The following is a 20,281-nucleotide window of genomic DNA, read 5'->3' on the forward strand; positions in this document are numbered from 1 at the left end:
CAATAAAGTGTTTGACTTGCTCATTTCTTAACTGACGAGAATTTGTTCAATTCTCTTTATGCTCCACCATCCAACAAACCAAGGCTTGTACAGGATGATTTCGCGATGGATTCCACTAGTGAAATCCTTACTCACTCGTTGTTCAGTTTTCAAAGATCAATCATTTTCGTTCGTCATCCGCATCTCAGCGGCGACTTTTATAATATATCATACTAGCTTGCTGTTGGTCAAGAGGTTTTTTTGATTATTTTTTCAACCAATAACTGCCTGACCGGTGAAACTCTATCACCCGGAATCAAACGGGCGAACATTAATGTATCATAGAATATAAGCCTGCGTCAACTACCTAATATCGTTATTTTTAATCCAACAAGAAGAGCCACGCCCGGCAAGCCCAGGACCATGACGGTTCCTATGGTCATCGGATTCAGAGGAATATACGTTTCGGCCGCCAATCCGGAGAAATTCACAACATAGATAGCCACTGCCGAGAGAGCAAGATGGGCGCCGAATACGGTTAACCATCCGAGCCCGAGCTTCTTTCTAAACACAACATAGATAAGCAGCAAGAGCGATATGCATAGCACGCCGAGCACAATCATTTTCATAGATACTCCTCCTTCAATGGTCATTAAACATCCTCTCTACCCTAGCTTAACCATTCTCCCTTTTTTGCTCGATATATTGCATCCTTGCCCCATCCAGGTTGAGCTGCTTGGCTTGTTTGAGATTCATCTGGTATTTGCGCTCCGCCGCCTCCAGCATATAGATGGCATAATCGATCTGATCCTGTCCCGTCGCCTCTTGAAACAGCAAGTGCGCCCGCTCCCACTCCATTTGGGATCTCTGGACGTCCAGGAAGACATGCCACATCCGTTCCTGGTCCTCCGCAGTGATATACGTTTCCTCCACTTTTTTCCTCGTCTGCTTCCACCATATCTTCATTCCGTTCACTCCCTAATGAATATGAATGTTCAAAAACGGCTCTTAATTAGACCGTCTGTAACATTCATATCGAGAGAAGGACAAACTTAGAACCAAAAGAACTCTTTCAATCTCGCCTTAAAGTTAGCTAACAAAAAAACGAGCCACCGGAAATGCTTCCGATGGCTCGTTCTCGTATAGCTTACATATCTCAAACAGTTCTTGCAAAGAATCACAAAATATCAGTTCAATTCTCTTCGGCCCTCGAGTGCCTTAGATAAAGTCACTTCATCTGCATACTCCAAGTCACCGCCAACAGGCAGTCCATGGGCAATTCGGGTCACCTTAATATCAAAGGGGCGAACCAGGCGCGATATGTACATCGCCGTTGCCTCTCCCTCGATATTAGCGTTCGTCGCCAAAATGAGTTCTTTTACACGTTCGTCACTTAAACGCGTAAGAAGCTCCTTCAGACGGATCTCATCCGGCCCGATCCCCTCCATCGGAGATATGGCCCCGTGGAGGACATGATAGTAGCCATCGAATTCCTTCGTACGCTCCATTGCCACGAGATCCTTCGCATCCTGTACCACACAGATAGTCGAAGCATCCCGTGTTTTGTCCTGACAAACCCGGCATGGATCCGTATCGGTGATGTTGCAGCAGACGGAGCAGTAGTGCAGATTCCTTTTGACACTGACTAGTGCTTTGGCAAAATCTATAACGTCATCTTCCTTCATGTTCAGAACATGAAAAGCCAGGCGGGCGGCCGTCTTCGGCCCCACACCCGGCAGTCGCGTAAAGGCGTCGATGAGCTTCGCGATCGGTTCAGGATAGTACAAATGTAACTACTCCTTCTAGGTTAGATTAGAACAAGCCCGGAATTTTCATGCCGCCTGTGAATTTGCCCATATCAGCATTTGCGATTTCTTCTGCCTTGGCAAGAGCATCGTTAACCGCAGTCAATACCAGATCCTGCAGCATTTCCACGTCATCCGGATCTACCGCCTCAGGTTTGATGTTGATGGACAAAATTTGTTTATGACCATTCGCTTCCACGGTAACCACGCCACCGCCGGAAGTTCCTTCAACGGTTTTCGTAGCGAGCTCTTCCTGAGCCTTGAGCATTTGCTCCTGCATCTTTTTCACTTGCTTCATCATTTGGTTCATATTATTCATGATTCATCTCTCCTTAATAATAGGGTGCACGTAGGGACGTGCTAGTCTTTTATGACAACGAGGTCTTCTCCAAACAACTGGATGGCCTCATCAATCCATGGTTTTTCCCCGCCGGCCTCCGCCTCTTCGTGCTCTAGCTTAAGTTCTTCGGCCTGAGGCTTGCCCACTCCTTCTACCGCGTCACTCCAATCACGAAGCATCATGGTAACGAGATGATACGGCTTGCCAAGCGTTGACTCAAGAACCCCTTCAATCACCTGTTTATTGGCGGGTTTCTCCGTGGTTTCGCGGTGGATGTTGTTTTTAAAAGCGACAAGAACCTTGTCTTCCCATACGGACACGGGCTCACCATCCATCAGCCATGCGTGGACCGTTACCTTCTCCTCTTTCACGTTCTGCAGAATTTGGGCCCACTGCCGTTGAACAGAGGTAAAATCCTCCCCGGTTCGGCAAGATACATACTGATCCATATGCTGCGGAATCTTGGCTGATGAAGCTGCTTTCGGTGCCGGTGTACGGGTAGACTTGGCCGGTTCACGTTGACCTGATGCAGGAACACCATTTTGTATCAGTCGCTCCAGCTTTTTCTCAAGTGCGGCTACGTGCTGCTTCAGCTGAGCGAGTTCACCTGCATCGGCCGTACTATGGGCAGCTGCGGCCCCACCCGCAGGTTGGGTTATACCGGAGAGCTTGAGCAACGCTACCTCAAACAGAGTTTGCGGCTGCGAGGCGTATTTCATCTCACTCTGATACCGGTTCAGCGTATCAATCATTTGAAATAGTTCCTCTCGGCTGAAGGCGTTTGCCATCTCCTGAAACTCTGCCGGATTCAAAACCCGATCGGTCAGCTTGTCAGCGCCTGGAACCATCTTGATCATGAGCAAATCGCGGAAATAGTACAAGAGATTCTCCATGCATTTATCTGCACTTTTTCCCTCCTGCATGAATTGCTCCACAATCTGCAGCACAAGTCCGGCATCCCCTTGTTTCACGGCACTGGCCAGACGGCCAAACTGCTCCGAGGCAATGCCGCCCGTCATGTCCATGACCTGCTGGTAAGATACCGTACCTCCGGTAAAAGAAGCAATCTGATCCAGAATGCTCAGTGCATCCCGCATACCGCCATCCGACAGACGTGCGATATACTGCAGCGCTTCATGCTCTGCCGTAATGCCTTCTTCTCCGCAAATCTGCTCCAGACGCCCGGTTTGTTCCTCCAAGGAAACTCTACGGAAGTCAAACCGCTGACAGCGTGAGATGATCGTTGCCGGAAGCCTGTGCGGCTCTGTTGTCGCTAGTATAAACATCACGTGTGCCGGCGGTTCCTCCAGCGTTTTCAATAAGGCATTGAACGCTTCCGTCGTCAGCATGTGTACTTCATCGATAATATAAACCTTGCGCCGCACCTCGGTCGGTGCATATTTGACTTTCTCCCGCAAATCACGGATTTCCTCGACGCCGCGGTTGGATGCAGCATCGATCTCCTGAACATCCATGACGGCTCCGGACGTTATACGCCGGCAGGCCTCGCATTCATTGCAGGGTTCCTCAGCCGGACCATGCTCGCAGTTCACGGCTTTGGCCAAAATTTTAGCGGCACTGGTCTTGCCTGTACCCCGTGGACCGCTGAACAGGTAGGCATGGGAAACCCGCTGCTCGCGAATGGCATTCTGCAGGGTTTGGATAATATGCTGCTGGCCCACCATGTCGCCGAACGACTGTGGTCGCCAAGCACGATATAACGCGATATGTTCCACTGTGCTTTACCCTCTTTCAACTTCCACTTCACGAGATCGAGAAACCTAAGGTTAATACCAAGCCCGATCCTCGCGTGCTTTACTGTTGCATTCATGGTCAATCCCAGCCCAAAAGCGTGAGTTTAACGGTTATATTATACTACATTCTATACTACTTTCCCCTGCCTTAGCAAAACGTTTACTTGGAAATCTTTATCCAAAGTGCACATGAAGGATCAGCTTGAATCTATTGCCGCCTCAACAAAAAACACCCTTGCCAATATGGCAAAGGTGTTATGTGCAGATATGTATACCGTGCACCTGTTATTGATAATTGCGATCCGAGCGGCAATCCTGAGCAACAACTCGGGCTAGGCACCCCTCCGGCACAAAAGCGATCTTGCTTATGGCTGCTTCCTTCCGGACCTGACCAGGTTCACAAGTGCTCATTGCGGAGGACCCAACCGTCAACGTTGAGCGCAGGGACCAGCCTCACATCGACAATACCTCTAACAGGAATTCAACCTCGCTACAGCGGATTGCGAGTTACAGGGCACCGCTACCTCCCCGTCTAGCACGGCGAACTTTAGTATATCGCATGGCTATCAAAAAAGCAACCGACGGAAGAAGTTGCCTACTCCACCAGTCCTGTAAACAGACAAAAACCCTTCGACCACAAGGGTGAAGGGTTTGTTTATTAGATACCGTATTTCTTCTTGAATCTATCAACACGACCGCCAGCATCCAGGAATTTCTGTTTACCTGTGAAGAACGGATGACAGTTCGAGCAAATCTCTACACGAAGATCTGGTTTTACAGAACCTGTCTCAAACGTATTGCCGCAAGCACAAGTAACTGTAGTAACGTGATATTTCGGTTGAATATCTTGTTTCATTGTAGCTTTCACCTCTTTCCGCCCTGAGCCTCATGCGGACCCAGAGTTATATGGACACATAAATGGAGTATATCACGAGCATATTGAATGCGCAAGAGCCCATACACAAATCATCAGACAAGTCCACAACTGGAATTTTAGCCTGATTTTAACACATGTAATGCCGGCGCAATTCTGCTAAATAATCGAAGGTCTCTTCTTCGGTCTTGCCTGTCCCGCAGGCGGAACATGCGTAAAGGAGCCGATCACCACATCCGGCAGCTCCTCCTGCATAATCTCAATAGCCTGCTTCATCCCCAGAATCTCGCCTTGCGCAGGCGGAATAAGCTCGAGATAGCTCTCCGGGTCAATATTGAGATTACGGAGCTGGATTAACTTGAGACCCGTGCGGCGGGCAAACTCAATCATGGCCTCCAGCTCTTCCTCGCGATCGGTCACGCCCGGGAAGATCAGATAGTTGATGGATGTGTACACGCCTTGATCGGTGGCATAACGAAGGGATTTCTCCACATTGGCCAGCGTATAGCCCCTTGGTTTGTAGTATGCGTTATAATGATCATCCAATGCACTGATCGTGCTGACTCTCATCAAATCAAGACCCGCATCCACGATGCCGCGGATAAAATCGGTCAGGCCCGCATTGGTATTAATATTGATGTAGCCCATATCAGTCTGTGACCGAACTTCTCTCATAGCTTCTATAATGATCTTCGCCTGGGTGGAGGGCTCTCCCTCACACCCTTGACCAAAGCTGATGATCGATTCCGGTGTCTTCAAATGCTCCAGCATGACCTGCACCAGCTCATCCACTCTCGGACGGAAGTTCATGCGGGTCTGAGGCGCGACAAAGCCGCTGTCATCCGGCTGTTCCGATATACAGCCGAAGCAACCGGCATTGCAGGAGTAAGATACGGGAACAGCGCCTTCCCAGCGATTCAGGAAGGTGTTGGATGCCGTCAGGCATTCGTATCCTAGTGCACAGTTAGACAGATGCTCATAGAGCCGATTCTCCGGGTATTTCTCCCTCAGCGTCTTAACTCCAAGTTCAAGATCGTTCAGATCGCAGTTCACAGGGTTCCACTTCTCGGGGTCATCGGATAAACGCGCCGTCGTATAGAAGTCGCCATCCTTCCATACCACCGCCGAGTAACCAAATAGCGGCAGCTTATATTCCTTGTCCGACTTCACGTACCCTGGCAGGCACAAGCGGGTATAACCTTGCGGCAAAAGCGCTCCGACAGCGGTATACCCGTCCTCAAGCGGCATCATTTCACCTGTCTCCGGATCCATCCCGATCGCTCGGGTGCTCGGCAGACCGACCAGTGTAGCTCCCTCTGGCAAAGGTATCAATTCATCATCCAATATTTCAACGATCATATCACCGCTTCGGGCAAGCCCGAACAGCTCGGAATGATCATATACGTTCCCTTGCTCATCTGCATAAACCAAATACATGTTGATCTCCTATTCTCCGGATTGATTCAGGCTTAGCTCTGAGGTGCCGTCGCTGCAGATGCACGCGATGGGCGTCTGGCTGTCTGGCTCTGAGTCCCGGTTCCGCTGCCGTTATTCGCATTCACATCAAATGATGCCAAGAACTCCGCGTTATTCTTGCTGTCACGCATTTTTTTGAGGAATCCTTCCACAAAGTCGGCAGAGTCGTTCATATTTTTACGGATCGCCCAAATGGTATCCAGTTCATCCTTGTTCAAGAGCACCTCTTCACGCCGGGTACCGGAGCGACGAATGTCGATCGCCGGGAAAATACGGCGTTCCGCGAAGCGGCGGTCCAAGTGCAGCTCCATATTACCCGTACCTTTAAATTCCTCATAAATAATATCATCCATCCGCGATCCGGTTTCAACCAAGGCTGTAGCCAGAATCGTCAAGCTTCCGCCTTCCTCCACGTTGCGTGCCGAACCGAAGAAGCGCTTCGGACGATGGAATGCCGCAGGATCAATACCGCCGCTCAGCGTTCTGCCGGACGGAGGGATGACCAGGTTATATGCACGCGCAAGACGGGTGATGCTGTCCAGCAATATAACAACGTCCTTCTTATGCTCCACCAGACGCAATGCACGGGACAATACCAGTTCCGCCACTTTAATATGGTTCTCCGGAAGCTCGTCAAAAGTAGAAGCAACCACCTCGCCCTTAACGGAACGCTGCATATCCGTCACTTCTTCAGGCCGTTCATCGATGAGTAAAACAAACAGTTCAATCTCTGGATTGTTGGTTGAGATGCTGTTGGCGATTTCTTTTAAGAGGAGCGTTTTTCCTGCTTTTGGCGGTGCTACGATCAAACCGCGTTGTCCTAAACCTACAGGTGCAAGCAGATCCATAATTCGGGTTGACAACTGATTAGGGGATGTTTCTAGAACAAGCTTTTCTTGCGGATATAGAGGAGTCAAGGCTGGGAAGTGCAATCGTTCCGCTGCGACGGCAGGATTCTCGCCATTCACGGCGTTGACCTGCAGCAGCCCGAAGTAACGTTCGTTCTCTTTAGGTGTCCGGCATTTGCCCGAAACCAAATCTCCGGTCCGTAAATCAAATTTACGAATCTGGGAGGCTGAAATGTAGATGTCCTCCGTGCTCGGCAAATAGTTGATCGGTCTAAGAAAACCGTAACCTTCCGGTAAAATCTCGAGTACGCCCTCCATGAACATCAAGCCGCTCTGTTCGGCCTGTGCCCGGAGAATGGCAAATATCAATTCTTTTTTCTTCAACTGGCCATAATAAGGAATCTGATACTTCTTGGCCAGCTTATACAGATCCGTCAGCTTCATGCCTTCCAAATCGGCTATTTGTAAATCCATTCAATAACCACCTATTCAATTATTTGTTTCTGTCACAGCAGATCCTGCTGTCATGTAGTCTATTATTCTATGAGAGCTTTACTAGGAGCATTACCCAAATCTGAGGGAGATATGCAGTTTCCATCACACATTTCCCTCATTTTGGTAAAAATTCATTCTCCCTCGGTCTCACGCCATACGTCGGCACCCAGCATGCGCAGATTGGATACCAGATGGTCATAGCCGCGATCAATGAATTCTACGCCGCTGACCTCCGTCACCCCTTCGGGTACGGTTAGTCCCGCAATCACAAGAGCCGCACCTGCGCGCAGGTCGGTCGCTTTCACCTTGGCCGCGTTCAGCGGACCACCTTCTATAATGGCCGAACGCCCCTCCACGCGGATCTTGGCACCCATGCGAACTAACTCCGGAACATGTTTAAATCGGTTGCTATATACAAAATCACTTAGGACACTGACACCTTCCGCTTGGGTAAGCAGGCTGGTCATCGGTGATTGCAAATCCGTTGCAAATCCAGGATATATAAGCGCCTTCACGTCCGCGTGCTGGTATCGGTCCTTACCGATCACGCGGATGCTTTCGTCCAGTTCCTCAATACCAACGCCCATCTCGATCAACTTGGCCGTTAGGGCTTCAAGGTGTTTCGGGATGACGTTGTCAATCAGAACATCACCGCGAGTAGCTGCGGCAGCAATCATATATGTACCGGCCTGAATCCGGTCTGGAATAATGGAATGGCGGCAGCCATGCATCTCGGTTACACCTTCAATCCGGATCGTTTCCGTTCCGGCGCCCTTAATGACAGCTCCCATGGAATTTAACAGTGTTGCAACATCTATAATTTCAGGCTCTTTCGCCGCGTTTTCGATAATTGTGGAGCCTTTGGCCTTGGCAGCCGCCAGCATAATGTTAATCGTTGCACCAACACTGCTCACATCCAGATAGATCTTCGCGCCTCGCAGCTCTTTGGCATGCAGATGAATCGAACCGTGTTCATTGGTGACGGTTGCGCCAAGCGCTTCAAAACCCTTAATGTGCTGGTCGATGGGACGAGGTTCAAAATTACAGCCGCCCGGCAGGCCGATCACGGCTTCTTTAAATCTTCCAAGCATGGCGCCCATCATATAGTAGGACGCGCGCAGTTTCTTAACGGGTCCGTTAGGCATCGGAATAGATTTGATATCAGAAGGGTCAATTCTCATCTGATTGCCTTCCCATGAAACTTGCCCGCCCAATTCTTCCAAGATCTCAGCATAAACAGCCACATCGCTGAGAAGCGGCAAATTATCAAGTACGACTTCCGATTCCGCCAGAATTGCGGCGGGAATTAACGCAATCGCGCTGTTCTTGGCACCACTGATTGTTACAGTACCTCGCAGTGGGCGTCCACCGCTGATCATCAATTTTTCCATAAGCTTTCGGGTCCCCCTACATCACTTCGCAGCCGGAAATGGTTCTGATGGCCGTCATACAAGAAAAACGTCTTATCGACGTTCCTTAGGGATGACAGACCGCATTTAGCGTTTCTAATAGTTCTCGATGATCCGGTTGTGAAGCTCACAACCCGCTTGCACTTTGAAATCTTAATAAATGAAATGGAAAAACACCGGCTACGCGGTGTGCTTTCCATTTCATTGTATGCAGCATAAGACAGCCTAAATATATCTTAGGTGATTCCGATCGTCATGGTGTAGCCACTAGGACTACAAGTAATGATTAAGCTTGATTGTTGGAACCAAACTCACGGATTTTGCCAACAACAGTTTCCTTGATTGCCTCACGGCCTGGTTTCAGGAATGTACGTGGATCGTAAGCTTCCGGTTTAGCAGCAAGCACTTCACGGACAACTTTAGTGAACGAGATTTGGTTCTCAGTGTTCACGTTGATTTTGGAAGTACCCAGGGAGATCGCTTTCTTGATGTCATGCGTCGGGATGCCTGTACCACCATGAAGCACCAACGGAAGTTTTACAGCATTGCGAATCTCTTCCATCTCTTTGAAACCAAGGTTGGGTTCGCCTTTGTAAGGACCATGAACAGAACCAAGCGCAGGTGCCAATGTGTCGATGCCTGTTTCGTTCACGATGCGAATGCAATCGTCAAGCTTCGCGTACATTACGTCACCGATAACATCATCCTCTTGTCCGCCAACCATACCGACTTCAGCTTCAACGGAAACGCCTTTAGCATGAGCATACTCAACGACTTGTTTCGTTGTTGCAATATTCGTATCAATCGGGCTGTGGGAATCATCGATCATAACCGAAGTGAATCCTGCATCGATTGCTTCTTTACATTTTTCAACACTTGAACCGTGGTCAAGGTGAATGGCAACAGGAACTGTAACTTTCAGGTCCTCCATCAAACCTTTTACCATGTGTACGACGGTGCTGAATCCACCCATATAACGAGCTGCCCCTTCGGAAACACCAAGAATTACCGGTGATTTCTCCTGCTCAGCCGCTTCAAGAATCGCATATGTCCACTCCAGGTTGTTGATGTTGTATTGACCAACAGCATATTTACCTTCAAGTGCTTTGTTCAGCATGTCTGTCATTGATACTAATGGCATGGTTTCATCCTCCTATAGATGCTTAGTTTGTCTATGGTTTTTAGCCGATATAACATACGGACTTATTATACCACATCGCGTCATAAATACTAAACAAGCATTTCCTAAAATGCTGCGACGGACCTCACATTCTGGCAAAAAAAAGAATTCCGCCCTTTGAGCAGAATTCATCATTCAACCGATATTACTGGCGGTCCCTTTCAGCTGCATATTAACGGCTTGACGCATCTCGTCAATATCAAAGGGTTTGGTAAAATGCATCAACGCACCAAGATCGGTTGCTTCCTTGATCATGTCAAGCTCTCCATAGGCCGTCATCATGATCACTTTAATGTCCGGATTCATCTGTTTTATATGCTTCAAAATCTCAAGCCCGTCCATTCCAGGAATTTTCATATCCAGCAGCACCAAATCCGGGGCATGCATCTTCACGATTTCAAGTGCAGCCTTGCCGTTTGCCGCTTGAAACGTCTCATATCCTTCACTGCTGAACACTTCCACAAGCAGGATGCGGATACCATTCTGGTCATCCACAATCAGCACTTTGTGTTTGCTTTCCTTGCTCATCCCTTCAACCTCCCCGATACTTAAATCGTACAATGAGTATATGCAAACTCGAAAGTTCCTAACTTTCCCATAAACCGACCATTATTTGTATTCGCCTGTAGATGTCGAATTCCTTCCTATCCTAAAAAAAGTAAGAAAAAAAGATGTACGAATTTGTTGTATACGAAATCGACAGCCCCGGACATCCGCTCTGAACGTTTAGCTTACCCACTCCGTCATTATGACAAAGGATTTCTACGCAAAAAAGAGCCTCTTCCAAAGAGGCTCTTCTCATTATGCCTGATGCTGGATCGAGGCTTTTACAAATTCACGGAACAGCGGCTGCGGACGGTTCGGACGGGAAGTGAATTCCGGATGGAATTGCACGGCGAGGAACCAAGGGTGTCCTGGCAGCTCTACAATTTCAACCAGACGTCCATCCGGAGAAGTACCGGATATGCGCAGACCTGCTTTTTCAATATCTTCGCGGTACTGGTTGTTGAACTCATACCGGTGGCGATGTCTTTCATAGACCAGCTCGTCCTGGTAGCAGGACTCTGCAAGCGATCCTGGAACCAGCTTACATGGATACAGACCCAGACGCATCGTTCCGCCAAGATCCTCGATATCCTTCTGCTCCGGCAGCAGGTCGATGACTGGATATTCGGTAGCCGGATCAATTTCCGAGCTGTTCGCGCCGTTCAGGCCGACAATCGAACGGGCATATTCAATAACAGACACTTGCATCCCAAGACAAATGCCGAAGAATGGAATGTTGCGTTCGCGGGCATAACGAATCGCGCTGATCTTACCCTCGATACCCCGATCTCCAAATCCACCCGGCACAAGAATACCACCAATGCCACTCAACGCTTCTTCCACGTTGTCTGCCGTAATCTCTTCGGCATTCACCCAGCGGATTTTCACGTCAGCATTAGCATCAAAGCCTGCATGAGACAGGGATTCAACTACACTAAGGTAAGCATCGTGCAGTGCGACATACTTACCAACGATCGCAATCTCAACGGTCTTCTCCAGCTTGGATACACGCTCCACCAGATCTTCCCACTCGCTCATATCCGGAGCAGGGGTAGTCAATTTCAAATGATTGACAACAATTTCATCAAGACCTTCTTCACGCAAATTGAGCGGTACCTCATACAGCGAGGAGGCATCGCGACATTCTACAACCGCGTTTGGATCGATGTCGCAGAAGAGCGCGATTTTTGCTTTCATCTCGGTTGAAAGCTCATGCTCCGTACGGCACACGATAACATTCGGCTGAATGCCGATGCTGCGGAGTTCTTTTACACTGTGCTGGGTCGGCTTCGTTTTTACTTCACCGGCTGCCTTAATATATGGAATGAGGGTTACATGAATATACATCACGTTCTCACGGCCAACGTCGCTCTTAATTTGACGAATCGCCTCAAGGAAAGGAAGGCTTTCGATATCGCCGACCGTTCCGCCGATTTCGGTAATAACCACATCCGAACCCGCTTCACGGCCTGCACGGAACACGCGCTCCTTGATTTCGTTCGTAATATGAGGGATCACCTGAACGGTACCGCCCAAATATTCTCCCCGACGCTCCTTGCTGATAACAGAAGAGTATACTTTCCCTGTTGTCACATTGCTGTTCTTCGACAGGTTAATATCGATGAAGCGCTCATAGTGTCCCAGGTCGAGATCGGTTTCCGCACCGTCGTCCGTAACGAATACTTCGCCATGCTGGTAAGGACTCATGGTGCCCGGATCTATATTAATGTACGGATCGAATTTCTGAATCGTTACCTTGAGCCCTCTGTTTTTAAGCAGTCTACCGAGCGAAGCGGCGGTAATTCCCTTACCAAGAGATGACACGACCCCGCCTGTTACAAAAATATACTTTGTCACTGTAAAAACCCTCCTATATAATCTCCATAACTTCAGGCGACATATGATGTTTATCCTAACCCGTTTTCCCCTGATTCATCAGAGGGACCAACAAAAAAGCATCGCTCGCTTCCAAAAATGGTGAGCGAGCTGACCTCCGACCTATTACAAACCGCATATATTGAAGCTTAAATGATCCTCATATCATGTCGAGCTGCTTAACACGGCATGCGTTATGAGGCATCAAGACGAGCGGTTTCCATACCTCATCTTAAACAACTGCAAACTCGAGTCTTAGTTGACATAAGGTTAACAGAAAGTGTCCCCTACCTGCGGAATACTCACTGCAAGAAACCATGAAAGTCCAGTCCCTTCAGGAAGGATGCCTCCACAGTCCAAAGAAAAAATGTCTATCGACAAACTTCCAGAAGACAGACCGCTTTTGATAAGGTAGTTTCTCTTGCGTTATTAGGTCCAGAAGCAGCGTCGTTTACACTTTCTGGAGCCTTAAAAACAAAAAAAGTGACCCCGAATAAATAACGGGGCACTTTTATATTAAACATATTTAATCCACAATCATAAGCCCAAGCAATAGTTTACTCTGTGCCTTGTCTGCTTGTCAAGAGAAGAAGCAACCTCAAAATTCCCCAATCGGCTGACACTGTATAACACAGTCATAATCAGCGCAGATAAGTCCGAAACACCCTGCTGCAAGAGGAATTAATCCTTATCGTCTTCCTCAAATGCTTCATCTTCCAGATCATCTTCCTCATCGGATTCGGCATCCTCGTCATCCAATTCGTCATCATCGAGAACAACCTCTTCGTCTACTTCATCGTCGGCATCGTCATCATCCGGGAAGAGATCGTCATGATCATCATCTTCTTCATCGATGCTGTCAAAATCCTCCTCGACATCATCACCGCTATAAGTATCCTCTTCATCGGTGAAGTCATCGTCATCATCATCTTCATCGTTGATGATCCGCGGACGCTTGGCGTTCGCAATCGGATCCTCGGACTTCTCCAGCGGATACCAGCGCTTTAGTCCCCACAGATTCGTTCCTACACATGCGAAACGTCCGTCTATATTGATCTCGGTATATAACTGGGCTATCGTTTCGTTAATTTCCTGTTCCGTAAAGCCGCGAAGCTTGGCCACCTCATTCATAAGGTCACGGTAATAATACGGCGTATTCGCCGCCTTCAGAACCATAAAAGCCAGGTCAACCATTGGGATTTCCTGAATCTTCTCCGGATCGATCTTTAAATTGAGCGGATTACTCACTAACGCACACTTCCTCTCACACAATCTTCACGTTATACCCTCAACATATCCATTATCAAAACTAAGTAAAACCTATTTGGTAATAAAAATCAAGTTTTTCTGCGCCATTACCCATCAGATATTAAATGGAAAAAGACGGAGACAATTGTCTCCGTCTTCTGACTGTATCCGCCCCAAGGATCGACTCCTTACGGGATTAGATAAGAGAACCTTGATGTTCTCTCCATGTATCTTATGTTAGCCCTGCTGCTTTGACACGGTAAACAGGGCCTATTTCCCGGAAAAAGGGCAACATCCCATTCGGGCACTCTCCCCGGTTCATACAATACTGAAGCAACGGTTCATCGAGAAGGGAGATTGCCACATATGGATTACACCCGGATCATGCAATCACTACTTACAGAGACGAACCCTATGCGGAACGTCCGGGAAATGAACCGGCGGCTCCTCACGTTTCATGACCCTCAGCTGTACCAGGAATGTATCCGCGAATGGATACGACTTGTCGGGAAAAGGCGTTTCCCGAGTTCAGTCAGCTATTCGCCGCTTACCCAAACCATCATCGCTCCAGCTCCCCAAACCGCGAAGTTTGAAGCGGAGTTCCGGAATGAACTGATGGTAGAAGAGGATGACCAGATTCATATCCAAGCCATACAAGGGACAATTGGAACGCTAACCGGGATCCCATGGGGTATCAAGCAGATCAAAGCCCCTCAAGCCTGGTCGATCTCGACGGGACACCGCATGAAAATTGCGGTTATCGACACGGGGGTGGATTTCGCTCACCCCGATCTGAAGTATTCGCTGACTCGAGGGATTAATCTCGTCCACCGGAACATACCGCCCTATGATGACAACGGACACGGAACACATATTTCGGGTACCATCGCTGCTGCGAACAGCACGCAGGGCATGATTGGCGTTGCTCCAAGAGCTGTGGTGTATCCAGTCAAAGCCTTTGATCACAACGGATCCGCCTTTGTGTCGGATATCATTCTGGCCATCGACTGGTGCGTGCGGGCCGAGATCGATATCATCAATATGAGTTTCGGTATGCAGACCCGAAGCCGTACGCTGCTGGATATTGTGGGCAAGGCCAACCAAGCAGGCGTCATAATTGTAGCCTCCTCCGGCAATGACGGCAAACGCCGTACCGCGGACTATCCTGCCCGTTATCCTCAAACCATATCCGTCGGAGCTACCGACCGCAACCGGAAGATCCCTGCCTTTAGCAATCGCGGGCAATTTGTCGATATTTATGCACCTGGAGATAAAATCGTGTCCGCTTGGCTGCAAGGAAAATACCACGAGATGAGCGGCACCTCTATGGCGACTTCGCACGTCAGCGGAGCGATCGCCCTGCTGCTTGCGCAAAAGCCTGACCTGAAAAAAACGGCTACCATTAAGGCCCTGCTGCGACGCACCTCCTCTCCCCTTAAGCTTAAAAAAGGATACAGCGTCTCCGATGGAGAGGTAAATGCCTTGAAATTTTTGCGCGAGGGCATGAAATTATAGACTGATTCTTCAGCAGTTACAAAGGAAAGCCCGTTTACAAATTAAAAACAGCCGCCTTTCCCCGGAAAGACGGCTGTTGTCACATATTCAAGTTAAGGCTCCTCTTACATCCGTTCCGGTGCCGATACGCCCATCAGGCGAAGCACGTTGGCAATGACCGTACGAATAGCTCGCAGCAACGCCAGGCGAGCCTGCGTTTGATCCGCATCCTCCGTAATCACGCGCTCAGCTCGATAGTAGCTGTGGAACAAGGAAGCCAGCTCGTATACATACCGGATAAGTCGGTGCGGAGCGTAGTTCTCTGCAGCAAGCGACACTTCCTGCGGAAGCTCTCCTATTTTGCGCAAAATGTCGTATTCATGCTCGGTTGTCAGAACGCTCAGATTCACTTCCGAAAGCGGCAGGAGATGAACGCCCTGCTCCTCCGCTTGGCGGAATACGCTGCAGATACGTGCGTGAGCATACTGCACATAGAAGACCGGATTCTCATTGGACGTTGACACCGCCAAATCCATATCGAAATCCAGATGCGAATCCATGCTGCGCATAGTGAAGAAATAGCGGATTGCGTCTACGCCGACTTCATCCATCAGGTCTTCCATCGTGACCGCTTTGCCGGTACGCTTGGACATTTTCACTTTCTCGCCATCCTGGAACAGACTGACCATCTGGGCGATCAACACAATCAGTTTGTCCGGATCATTGCCCAGCGCCTCCATAGCTGCCTTCATCCGAGGAATATAACCATGGTGATCGGCTCCCCAAATATTGAGGATCTTGTCGTAGCCGCGCTCGTATTTATTGCGGTGGTATGCAATATCCGGCGTTAGGTAAGTATAGGTTCCGTCATTCTTCACGAGGACGCGGTCTTTGTCATCCCCATAGTCGGTGGTACGAAGCCAGGTTGCCCCATCCTTCTCATAAGCTTCGCCCTTCGATTTAAGCTCTTCCAGGGATTTCTCCACGAGTCCGTTCTCGTACAGGGATGTCTCACTAAACCATTCGTCAAAATGAACGCGGAATCGATTCAAATCGCGTTTGATTTTATCCAGTTCCTTCTCAAGCCCGAACTGGCGAAGGAATGCCGCTCTCTCCCCTGGATCCATGGACAGCAAAGAGTCGCCCTTCTCAGCTACAAGCTCTTTAGCAAACCCTTTGATATCTTCGCCGTGGTATCCATCTTCCGGCATTTCGGCATCCTGACCGAGCTCCTGCAAATAACGGGCTTCAAGGGATTTAATCAGGTTCACGACTTGGTTGCCTGCATCATTAATGTAGTATTCGCGCGTCACTTCGTATCCAGCAAAATCAAGCACATTGCAAAGGGCATCGCCTACCGCCGCTCCGCGGGCATGTCCCAGGTGCAAACTTCCGGTGGGATTGGCGCTCACAAACTCCATCTGAACCTTTTGCCCCTCTCCGGTAGCAATTCGCCCGTAGTTGTCGCCCTGTTCTTCTACCAACGCAACGATCGGATAGAGGTAGCCCTTGTCCAAGGTAAAGTTAATGAATCCTGGCCCGGCTATTTCTGCTTTTTCAATGGAAGCCTTCGCCATGTCCAGATGTTCCAGGATAGCCTCCGCAATTTGTCGCGGATTCTTCTTGGCAATTCGTGTCAACTGCATCGCTACGTTCGTAGCCAAGTCGCCATGCGACTTATCCTTGGGAACTTCAAGCGTAATGCCTGGCAATTCCTCACGGGAAACCAGTCCTGCAGCTACGGCAGCTTCCGCCACCGCTTCTGCAACCAGCCCGTTAATGTGATCTAATGGATTCATTGTCATGATTCATGTGCCTCCTGAATAGTCAAACTGATAGAAAAGTGTCCCGAAAACTCGTCAAACACATATAAATCATACGCCCATGCCGCTCGTCCGGACACGCCTTCAAGCGCGAGCTCCAGACGCTGGGTGTGCGTAGACAGATTAAATGAAGTGAACGGGGAGCGGTAATACCCAGGCAATCGCTGACCCAGCTTAAATGCCTGCTCAGACTCCACCTCGCCGTGACGGATCAGCTTCAGCTCGTCCTCCGTCAGCTTGAGCATGGCCCGGGTTTCCCCTTGATGCGGTCCAAGCGCTGGTTCGATATAGCGAACATACAGGACATTTCCTTTGATAAACGCCTCTGCCGGAAGCTCCTGTATCGTATTCTCCCCTTCGTGAAGGCTTTGAAGACGGATGCTCACTTGTTTTCGGTCGTTCATGTTCGTTCCTCTTTTCCTTACCTATTGTATTACTATATCCAGTATAGCCCTGCAATTCAAATGAGGATTTTAGCAAATACGAAGTAAACGTCTATCTACGTGCTTACACGAAAGATCGCGTACATCCTCAATCCCCGTATTTCTCGGCCCATCGCTTGTGCCGCTCACTCTAACTTACACCCGTGATTTCCTCCAAAGTCTTCCCATTCGATGGACTACGGCGCACCGGCTCAAAACCGCCCGATCAGGGAACGAGCTTCTCCCGATAACCTCACCCTGTGCCATCCTACGACTAGAATACCAAAATATCGCATGCTGTAGGCGTAACCGGAAAAGAATATGCCTGATCCGTAACGAATCAGGCATGAACTATCGTATAGGTTACAACGGAAGCAGGGATACCTTCTCCCGCAATTCCAGCTTGGCCACCATGTCGTTCCAGGCTTGTGGTTTCTCAGGCAGTACCGAATAGTAACGTCTCAGGAAGTTGACGATCAGCTCCGCAGGCAGCTCATCAACGGCATCATCGCCAGGCATGAAGCAGAAATCGAGGCCGCTCACCGCTTCGCCATCATTATTCCAGGAAGGATGCACGTAGGCGATATCTGTGCGTTTGTAGCCAAGATGCGAGAGGACTTCCCGGCGAACGAAAGGATCCATCGGCTTCACGCCGCCGAATGCATGGTCCTGCACCCGGTATGGATCGTAAATCTCGGCAAACATGCCGAACAGCTCTTTGCCGTTCGCGGCCGCCAGCTGATTCAGATCCTTCAAGCGATGCTGTGCCAAGAATCGGCCGATGCCAAGCCCTTCGCGCCCGATAATGGTAAAATCAGTCATCGCTACATTCCAGTCCTCATAATAGCGGTATTCCGTTGTCCCCACCACTTCGTCCTCATGCAGGGCAACGAATACCCGAATGCCCGGATCTTCCAGCGGTTCCTTCCACAAACTGAATTCCAGCACCTCTTCCGGAGGGAACACTTCCTTCATTAGATTGTGCATTTTTCGGAACAAGGGATCGTCGATACTCGTAATGCGAATATATTCCATTAAATTAAAGCCTCCTTATATATGTAATAAAAAATTCATTTTTATAATCGAAGTCAATTCATAGCGTTCAAGCGAGACTTCTTCATCCAATGAAAGGATTCTTCCATTCCATCAGAGCCCCGTAATTGCAGGACTCCTCATCCTCCAAATAATCTGCCGCTACCCCAACGGGCGTCCGGCCGCAGCGAAGCAGGAAGGTAATCACCGGATCCTTGAGATCGCCCCGGACAACAGCGCCCAGATACTCCTCAGCCGACATTTGATGGGCATGCCGATGATAGCCGGGCATCCGTCCGCCGCCAAGCAGCCGGTCCAATCCCTGTTCGACGGTCACGTGATACAGCGACTGAATCAGCCATTTGCCGAGTCCAAGGTTGCGAAAACGCGGCCTGACGCAAATGTCGGCAATGTATAGCGTATTCCCGTCCGGCTTATGTGTCCGGATATACCCGTTATCCGTGGCCTCCGCCCAGGAGTGGGCAGGCTCCACCGGATCGTAATCCACGATGAGCGAAGTGATGGACCCTGCGAGCATGCCTTCCACTTCAACGCACAGAGCCCCCTCAGGGAACAGGGTGACATGCTGCTTCAGCTGCTCCTTGTTCCACCACTGCTCCGGCGGATACGGGGGCGGGAACGTCTCGGATTGAATGACGATCAGCTCGTCAAAATCCGCTTCCGTATAGCCTCGAATGATAACCGGCACCGGCCGGGCATCGTCAAATACATATAACTGTTGATGAAACCGGGCCATTTTCTCTGCACCGCCTTTGTCCTATTTTCCTCAAATCATGATACACGGCTTACTCCCAATCCGGATACAAATCGGTACGCCGGTCACGCCATGTCGTGACGGAGCCCTTCTCGCGCACTTGATACAATAAATCCAGATCGAGATCGGCTGTGATGATCATGTCGTTGTTGAGCTCTCCCTCGGCCAGCAGGCCTTGTGGAGGAAACGGGATATCGTTCGGGGTAATGATGGCCGCCTGTCCGAAGTTGGCACGCATCAGATCCACGGTTGGCAGCGAACCAACGGTACCGGTCAGCACCACATAGATCTGATTCTCAATGGCGCGGGCATGGCTGGTGTAACGCACGCGGTGGAATCCGTGACGATCATCCGTACAGGATGGGCAGAAAATGACGTCGGCTCCTTTAGCCTTGGCCATGCGTACAATCTCTGGAAATTCGATGTCATAGCAGGTCAGCATCGCAACGGTGCCTTTTTCCGTCTCGAACACTTCGAGCCCTTCGCCCGCTCCCATATTCCATCCGCTAATCTCCGAAGGCGTGATATGGATTTTGGCCTGCTCCGCAATGCGGCCGTCCGGATAGAACAGATGCGCTACATTGTACAGCTTCCCTTCCCGGCGAATGACGTGCGTCCCGCCAATGATATGCATATGATATTGTTTCGCAAACCCTTGAAACAGCTCGCGGTAACGGTCTGTGAAATCCGGAAGATCATTGATCGTCAATGCCTTGCCCTGATCGTCCCCGATGGACATCAGCTGGGTCGTGAAAAATTCCGGAAACAGCACAAAATCGGCTTCAAATTCTTCTGCCGTCCGAATGTAATGCTCCGACTGACGGGCAAAATCGTCAAAGGATTGAATGGTGTGCAGATGGTATTGCACGGCAGAAACGCGAAATTTCATGTTTCTCCTCCTTAGGC

The 20,281-nt window shown here is 49.5% G+C and carries 19 protein-coding genes and 1 other RNA gene; 1 reads left to right on the top strand and 19 read right to left on the bottom strand.

The features are described 5' to 3' along the window. Nucleotides 1–338: 338 nt before the first annotated feature. The 14 genes from DP091_RS27225 to rpoE form a co-directional block, all read right to left on the bottom strand. Nucleotides 339–608, bottom strand: coding sequence for a pro-sigmaK processing inhibitor BofA family protein (locus DP091_RS27225; protein ID WP_071222340.1), 270 nt, complete (start codon nucleotides 606–608; stop codon nucleotides 339–341). Between the two features lie 46 nt (nucleotides 609–654). Next, nucleotides 655–945 carry a DUF2508 family protein gene (locus tag DP091_RS27230; protein WP_113061220.1) on the bottom strand — a complete coding sequence of 97 codons (291 nt, stop codon included), beginning with the start codon at nucleotides 943–945 and terminating at the stop codon, nucleotides 655–657. 221 nt (nucleotides 946–1,166) lie between these two features. Then, complete coding sequence (gene recR, locus DP091_RS27235) at nucleotides 1,167–1,766, bottom strand: recombination mediator RecR (RefSeq protein WP_071222338.1); 600 nt, start codon at nucleotides 1,764–1,766, stop codon at nucleotides 1,167–1,169. Nucleotides 1,767–1,791: 25 nt separating this feature from the next. Further along, nucleotides 1,792–2,103, bottom strand: coding sequence for a YbaB/EbfC family nucleoid-associated protein (locus DP091_RS27240; RefSeq protein ID WP_009595540.1), 312 nt, complete (start codon nucleotides 2,101–2,103; stop codon nucleotides 1,792–1,794). Between the two features lie 41 nt (nucleotides 2,104–2,144). Further along, nucleotides 2,145–3,860 (bottom strand): DNA polymerase III subunit gamma/tau, encoded by a 1,716-nt coding sequence (gene dnaX / locus DP091_RS27245; RefSeq protein ID WP_113061221.1) that lies wholly within the window; start codon nucleotides 3,858–3,860, stop codon nucleotides 2,145–2,147. A gap of 292 nt (nucleotides 3,861–4,152) precedes the next feature. Then, an RNA gene (gene ffs, locus DP091_RS27250) (signal recognition particle sRNA large type) lies at nucleotides 4,153–4,419 on the bottom strand. A gap of 117 nt (nucleotides 4,420–4,536) precedes the next feature. After that, the gene (gene rpmE / locus DP091_RS27255) at nucleotides 4,537–4,734 is read right to left on the bottom strand and encodes a 50S ribosomal protein L31 (RefSeq protein ID WP_006207505.1); all 198 of its coding nucleotides are present in this window, start codon (nucleotides 4,732–4,734) and stop codon (nucleotides 4,537–4,539) included. Between the two features lie 177 nt (nucleotides 4,735–4,911). Then, nucleotides 4,912–6,189, bottom strand: a complete 1,278-nt coding sequence (locus DP091_RS27260; RefSeq protein WP_113061222.1) for a radical SAM family protein — start codon at nucleotides 6,187–6,189, stop codon at nucleotides 4,912–4,914. Between the two features lie 32 nt (nucleotides 6,190–6,221). Beyond that, on the bottom strand, nucleotides 6,222–7,550 hold the full coding sequence (rho, locus tag DP091_RS27265; protein WP_071222335.1) for a transcription termination factor Rho: 1,329 nt from the start codon (nucleotides 7,548–7,550) through the stop codon (nucleotides 6,222–6,224). Between the two features lie 152 nt (nucleotides 7,551–7,702). Beyond that, nucleotides 7,703–8,962 (bottom strand): UDP-N-acetylglucosamine 1-carboxyvinyltransferase, encoded by a 1,260-nt coding sequence (locus DP091_RS27270; protein WP_113061223.1) that lies wholly within the window; start codon nucleotides 8,960–8,962, stop codon nucleotides 7,703–7,705. Between the two features lie 304 nt (nucleotides 8,963–9,266). Then, on the bottom strand, nucleotides 9,267–10,121 hold the full coding sequence (gene fba / locus DP091_RS27275) for a class II fructose-1,6-bisphosphate aldolase (RefSeq protein WP_113061224.1): 855 nt from the start codon (nucleotides 10,119–10,121) through the stop codon (nucleotides 9,267–9,269). Between the two features lie 174 nt (nucleotides 10,122–10,295). Beyond that, nucleotides 10,296–10,688, bottom strand: a complete 393-nt coding sequence (locus DP091_RS27280) for a response regulator (protein WP_071222332.1) — start codon at nucleotides 10,686–10,688, stop codon at nucleotides 10,296–10,298. Nucleotides 10,689–10,961: 273 nt separating this feature from the next. Then, nucleotides 10,962–12,563: a CTP synthase gene (locus tag DP091_RS27285; RefSeq protein WP_071221150.1), complete on the bottom strand. Its 1,602-nt coding sequence runs from the start codon at nucleotides 12,561–12,563 to the stop codon at nucleotides 10,962–10,964. 699 nt (nucleotides 12,564–13,262) lie between these two features. Beyond that, the gene (gene rpoE / locus DP091_RS27290; protein WP_113061225.1) at nucleotides 13,263–13,829 is read right to left on the bottom strand and encodes a DNA-directed RNA polymerase subunit delta; all 567 of its coding nucleotides are present in this window, start codon (nucleotides 13,827–13,829) and stop codon (nucleotides 13,263–13,265) included. Nucleotides 13,830–14,195: 366 nt separating this feature from the next. Here rpoE and DP091_RS27295 point away from each other — a divergent pair, with 366 nt between their 5' ends. After that, complete coding sequence (locus tag DP091_RS27295) at nucleotides 14,196–15,344, top strand: S8 family peptidase (RefSeq protein WP_113061226.1); 1,149 nt, start codon at nucleotides 14,196–14,198, stop codon at nucleotides 15,342–15,344. Between the two features lie 104 nt (nucleotides 15,345–15,448). Here DP091_RS27295 and argS read toward each other — a convergent pair whose 3' ends face one another. The 5 genes from argS to DP091_RS27320 form a co-directional block, all read right to left on the bottom strand. After that, nucleotides 15,449–17,128, bottom strand: a complete 1,680-nt coding sequence (argS, locus tag DP091_RS27300; RefSeq protein ID WP_113061227.1) for an arginine--tRNA ligase — start codon at nucleotides 17,126–17,128, stop codon at nucleotides 15,449–15,451. Then, nucleotides 17,125–17,550 (bottom strand): YwiB family protein, encoded by a 426-nt coding sequence (locus tag DP091_RS27305; RefSeq protein ID WP_113061228.1) that lies wholly within the window; start codon nucleotides 17,548–17,550, stop codon nucleotides 17,125–17,127. Before DP091_RS27305 ends, argS begins: the two co-directional genes overlap by 4 nt. A gap of 381 nt (nucleotides 17,551–17,931) precedes the next feature. Further along, nucleotides 17,932–18,603: a GNAT family N-acetyltransferase gene (locus tag DP091_RS27310; protein ID WP_113061229.1), complete on the bottom strand. Its 672-nt coding sequence runs from the start codon at nucleotides 18,601–18,603 to the stop codon at nucleotides 17,932–17,934. 82 nt (nucleotides 18,604–18,685) lie between these two features. Continuing rightward, nucleotides 18,686–19,357, bottom strand: coding sequence for a GNAT family N-acetyltransferase (locus DP091_RS27315; RefSeq protein ID WP_113061230.1), 672 nt, complete (start codon nucleotides 19,355–19,357; stop codon nucleotides 18,686–18,688). Nucleotides 19,358–19,406: 49 nt separating this feature from the next. Continuing rightward, entirely contained in the window at nucleotides 19,407–20,264 is an 858-nt protein-coding gene (locus tag DP091_RS27320) for a carbon-nitrogen hydrolase family protein (RefSeq protein ID WP_113061231.1), read from the bottom strand. Nucleotides 20,265–20,281 lie beyond the last annotated feature (17 nt).

It is taken from the genome of Paenibacillus sp. MDMC362 (assembly GCF_003269305.1).
Classification (GTDB): domain Bacteria; phylum Bacillota; class Bacilli; order Paenibacillales; family Paenibacillaceae; genus Paenibacillus_AQ.

Coding starts and splice junctions, on each gene's coding strand:
- DP091_RS27225 (WP_071222340.1), bottom strand. CDS start 608: ATGAAAATGATTGTGCTCGGCGTGCTATGCATATCGCTCTTGCTGCTT.
- DP091_RS27230 (WP_113061220.1), bottom strand. CDS start 945: ATGAAGATATGGTGGAAGCAGACGAGGAAAAAAGTGGAGGAAACGTAT.
- DP091_RS27240 (WP_009595540.1), bottom strand. CDS start 2,103: ATGAATAATATGAACCAAATGATGAAGCAAGTGAAAAAGATGCAGGAG.
- rpmE (WP_006207505.1), bottom strand. CDS start 4,734: ATGAAACAAGATATTCAACCGAAATATCACGTTACTACAGTTACTTGT.
- DP091_RS27260 (WP_113061222.1), bottom strand. CDS start 6,189: ATGTATTTGGTTTATGCAGATGAGCAAGGGAACGTATATGATCATTCC.
- rho (WP_071222335.1), bottom strand. CDS start 7,550: ATGGATTTACAAATAGCCGATTTGGAAGGCATGAAGCTGACGGATCTG.
- DP091_RS27270 (WP_113061223.1), bottom strand. CDS start 8,962: ATGGAAAAATTGATGATCAGCGGTGGACGCCCACTGCGAGGTACTGTA.
- fba (WP_113061224.1), bottom strand. CDS start 10,121: ATGCCATTAGTATCAATGACAGACATGCTGAACAAAGCACTTGAAGGT.
- DP091_RS27280 (WP_071222332.1), bottom strand. CDS start 10,688: ATGAGCAAGGAAAGCAAACACAAAGTGCTGATTGTGGATGACCAGAAT.
- DP091_RS27295 (WP_113061226.1), top strand. CDS start 14,196: ATGGATTACACCCGGATCATGCAATCACTACTTACAGAGACGAACCCT.
- argS (WP_113061227.1), bottom strand. CDS start 17,128: ATGACAATGAATCCATTAGATCACATTAACGGGCTGGTTGCAGAAGCG.
- DP091_RS27305 (WP_113061228.1), bottom strand. CDS start 17,550: ATGAACGACCGAAAACAAGTGAGCATCCGTCTTCAAAGCCTTCACGAA.
- DP091_RS27310 (WP_113061229.1), bottom strand. CDS start 18,603: ATGGAATATATTCGCATTACGAGTATCGACGATCCCTTGTTCCGAAAA.
- DP091_RS27315 (WP_113061230.1), bottom strand. CDS start 19,357: ATGGCCCGGTTTCATCAACAGTTATATGTATTTGACGATGCCCGGCCG.
- DP091_RS27320 (WP_113061231.1), bottom strand. CDS start 20,264: ATGAAATTTCGCGTTTCTGCCGTGCAATACCATCTGCACACCATTCAA.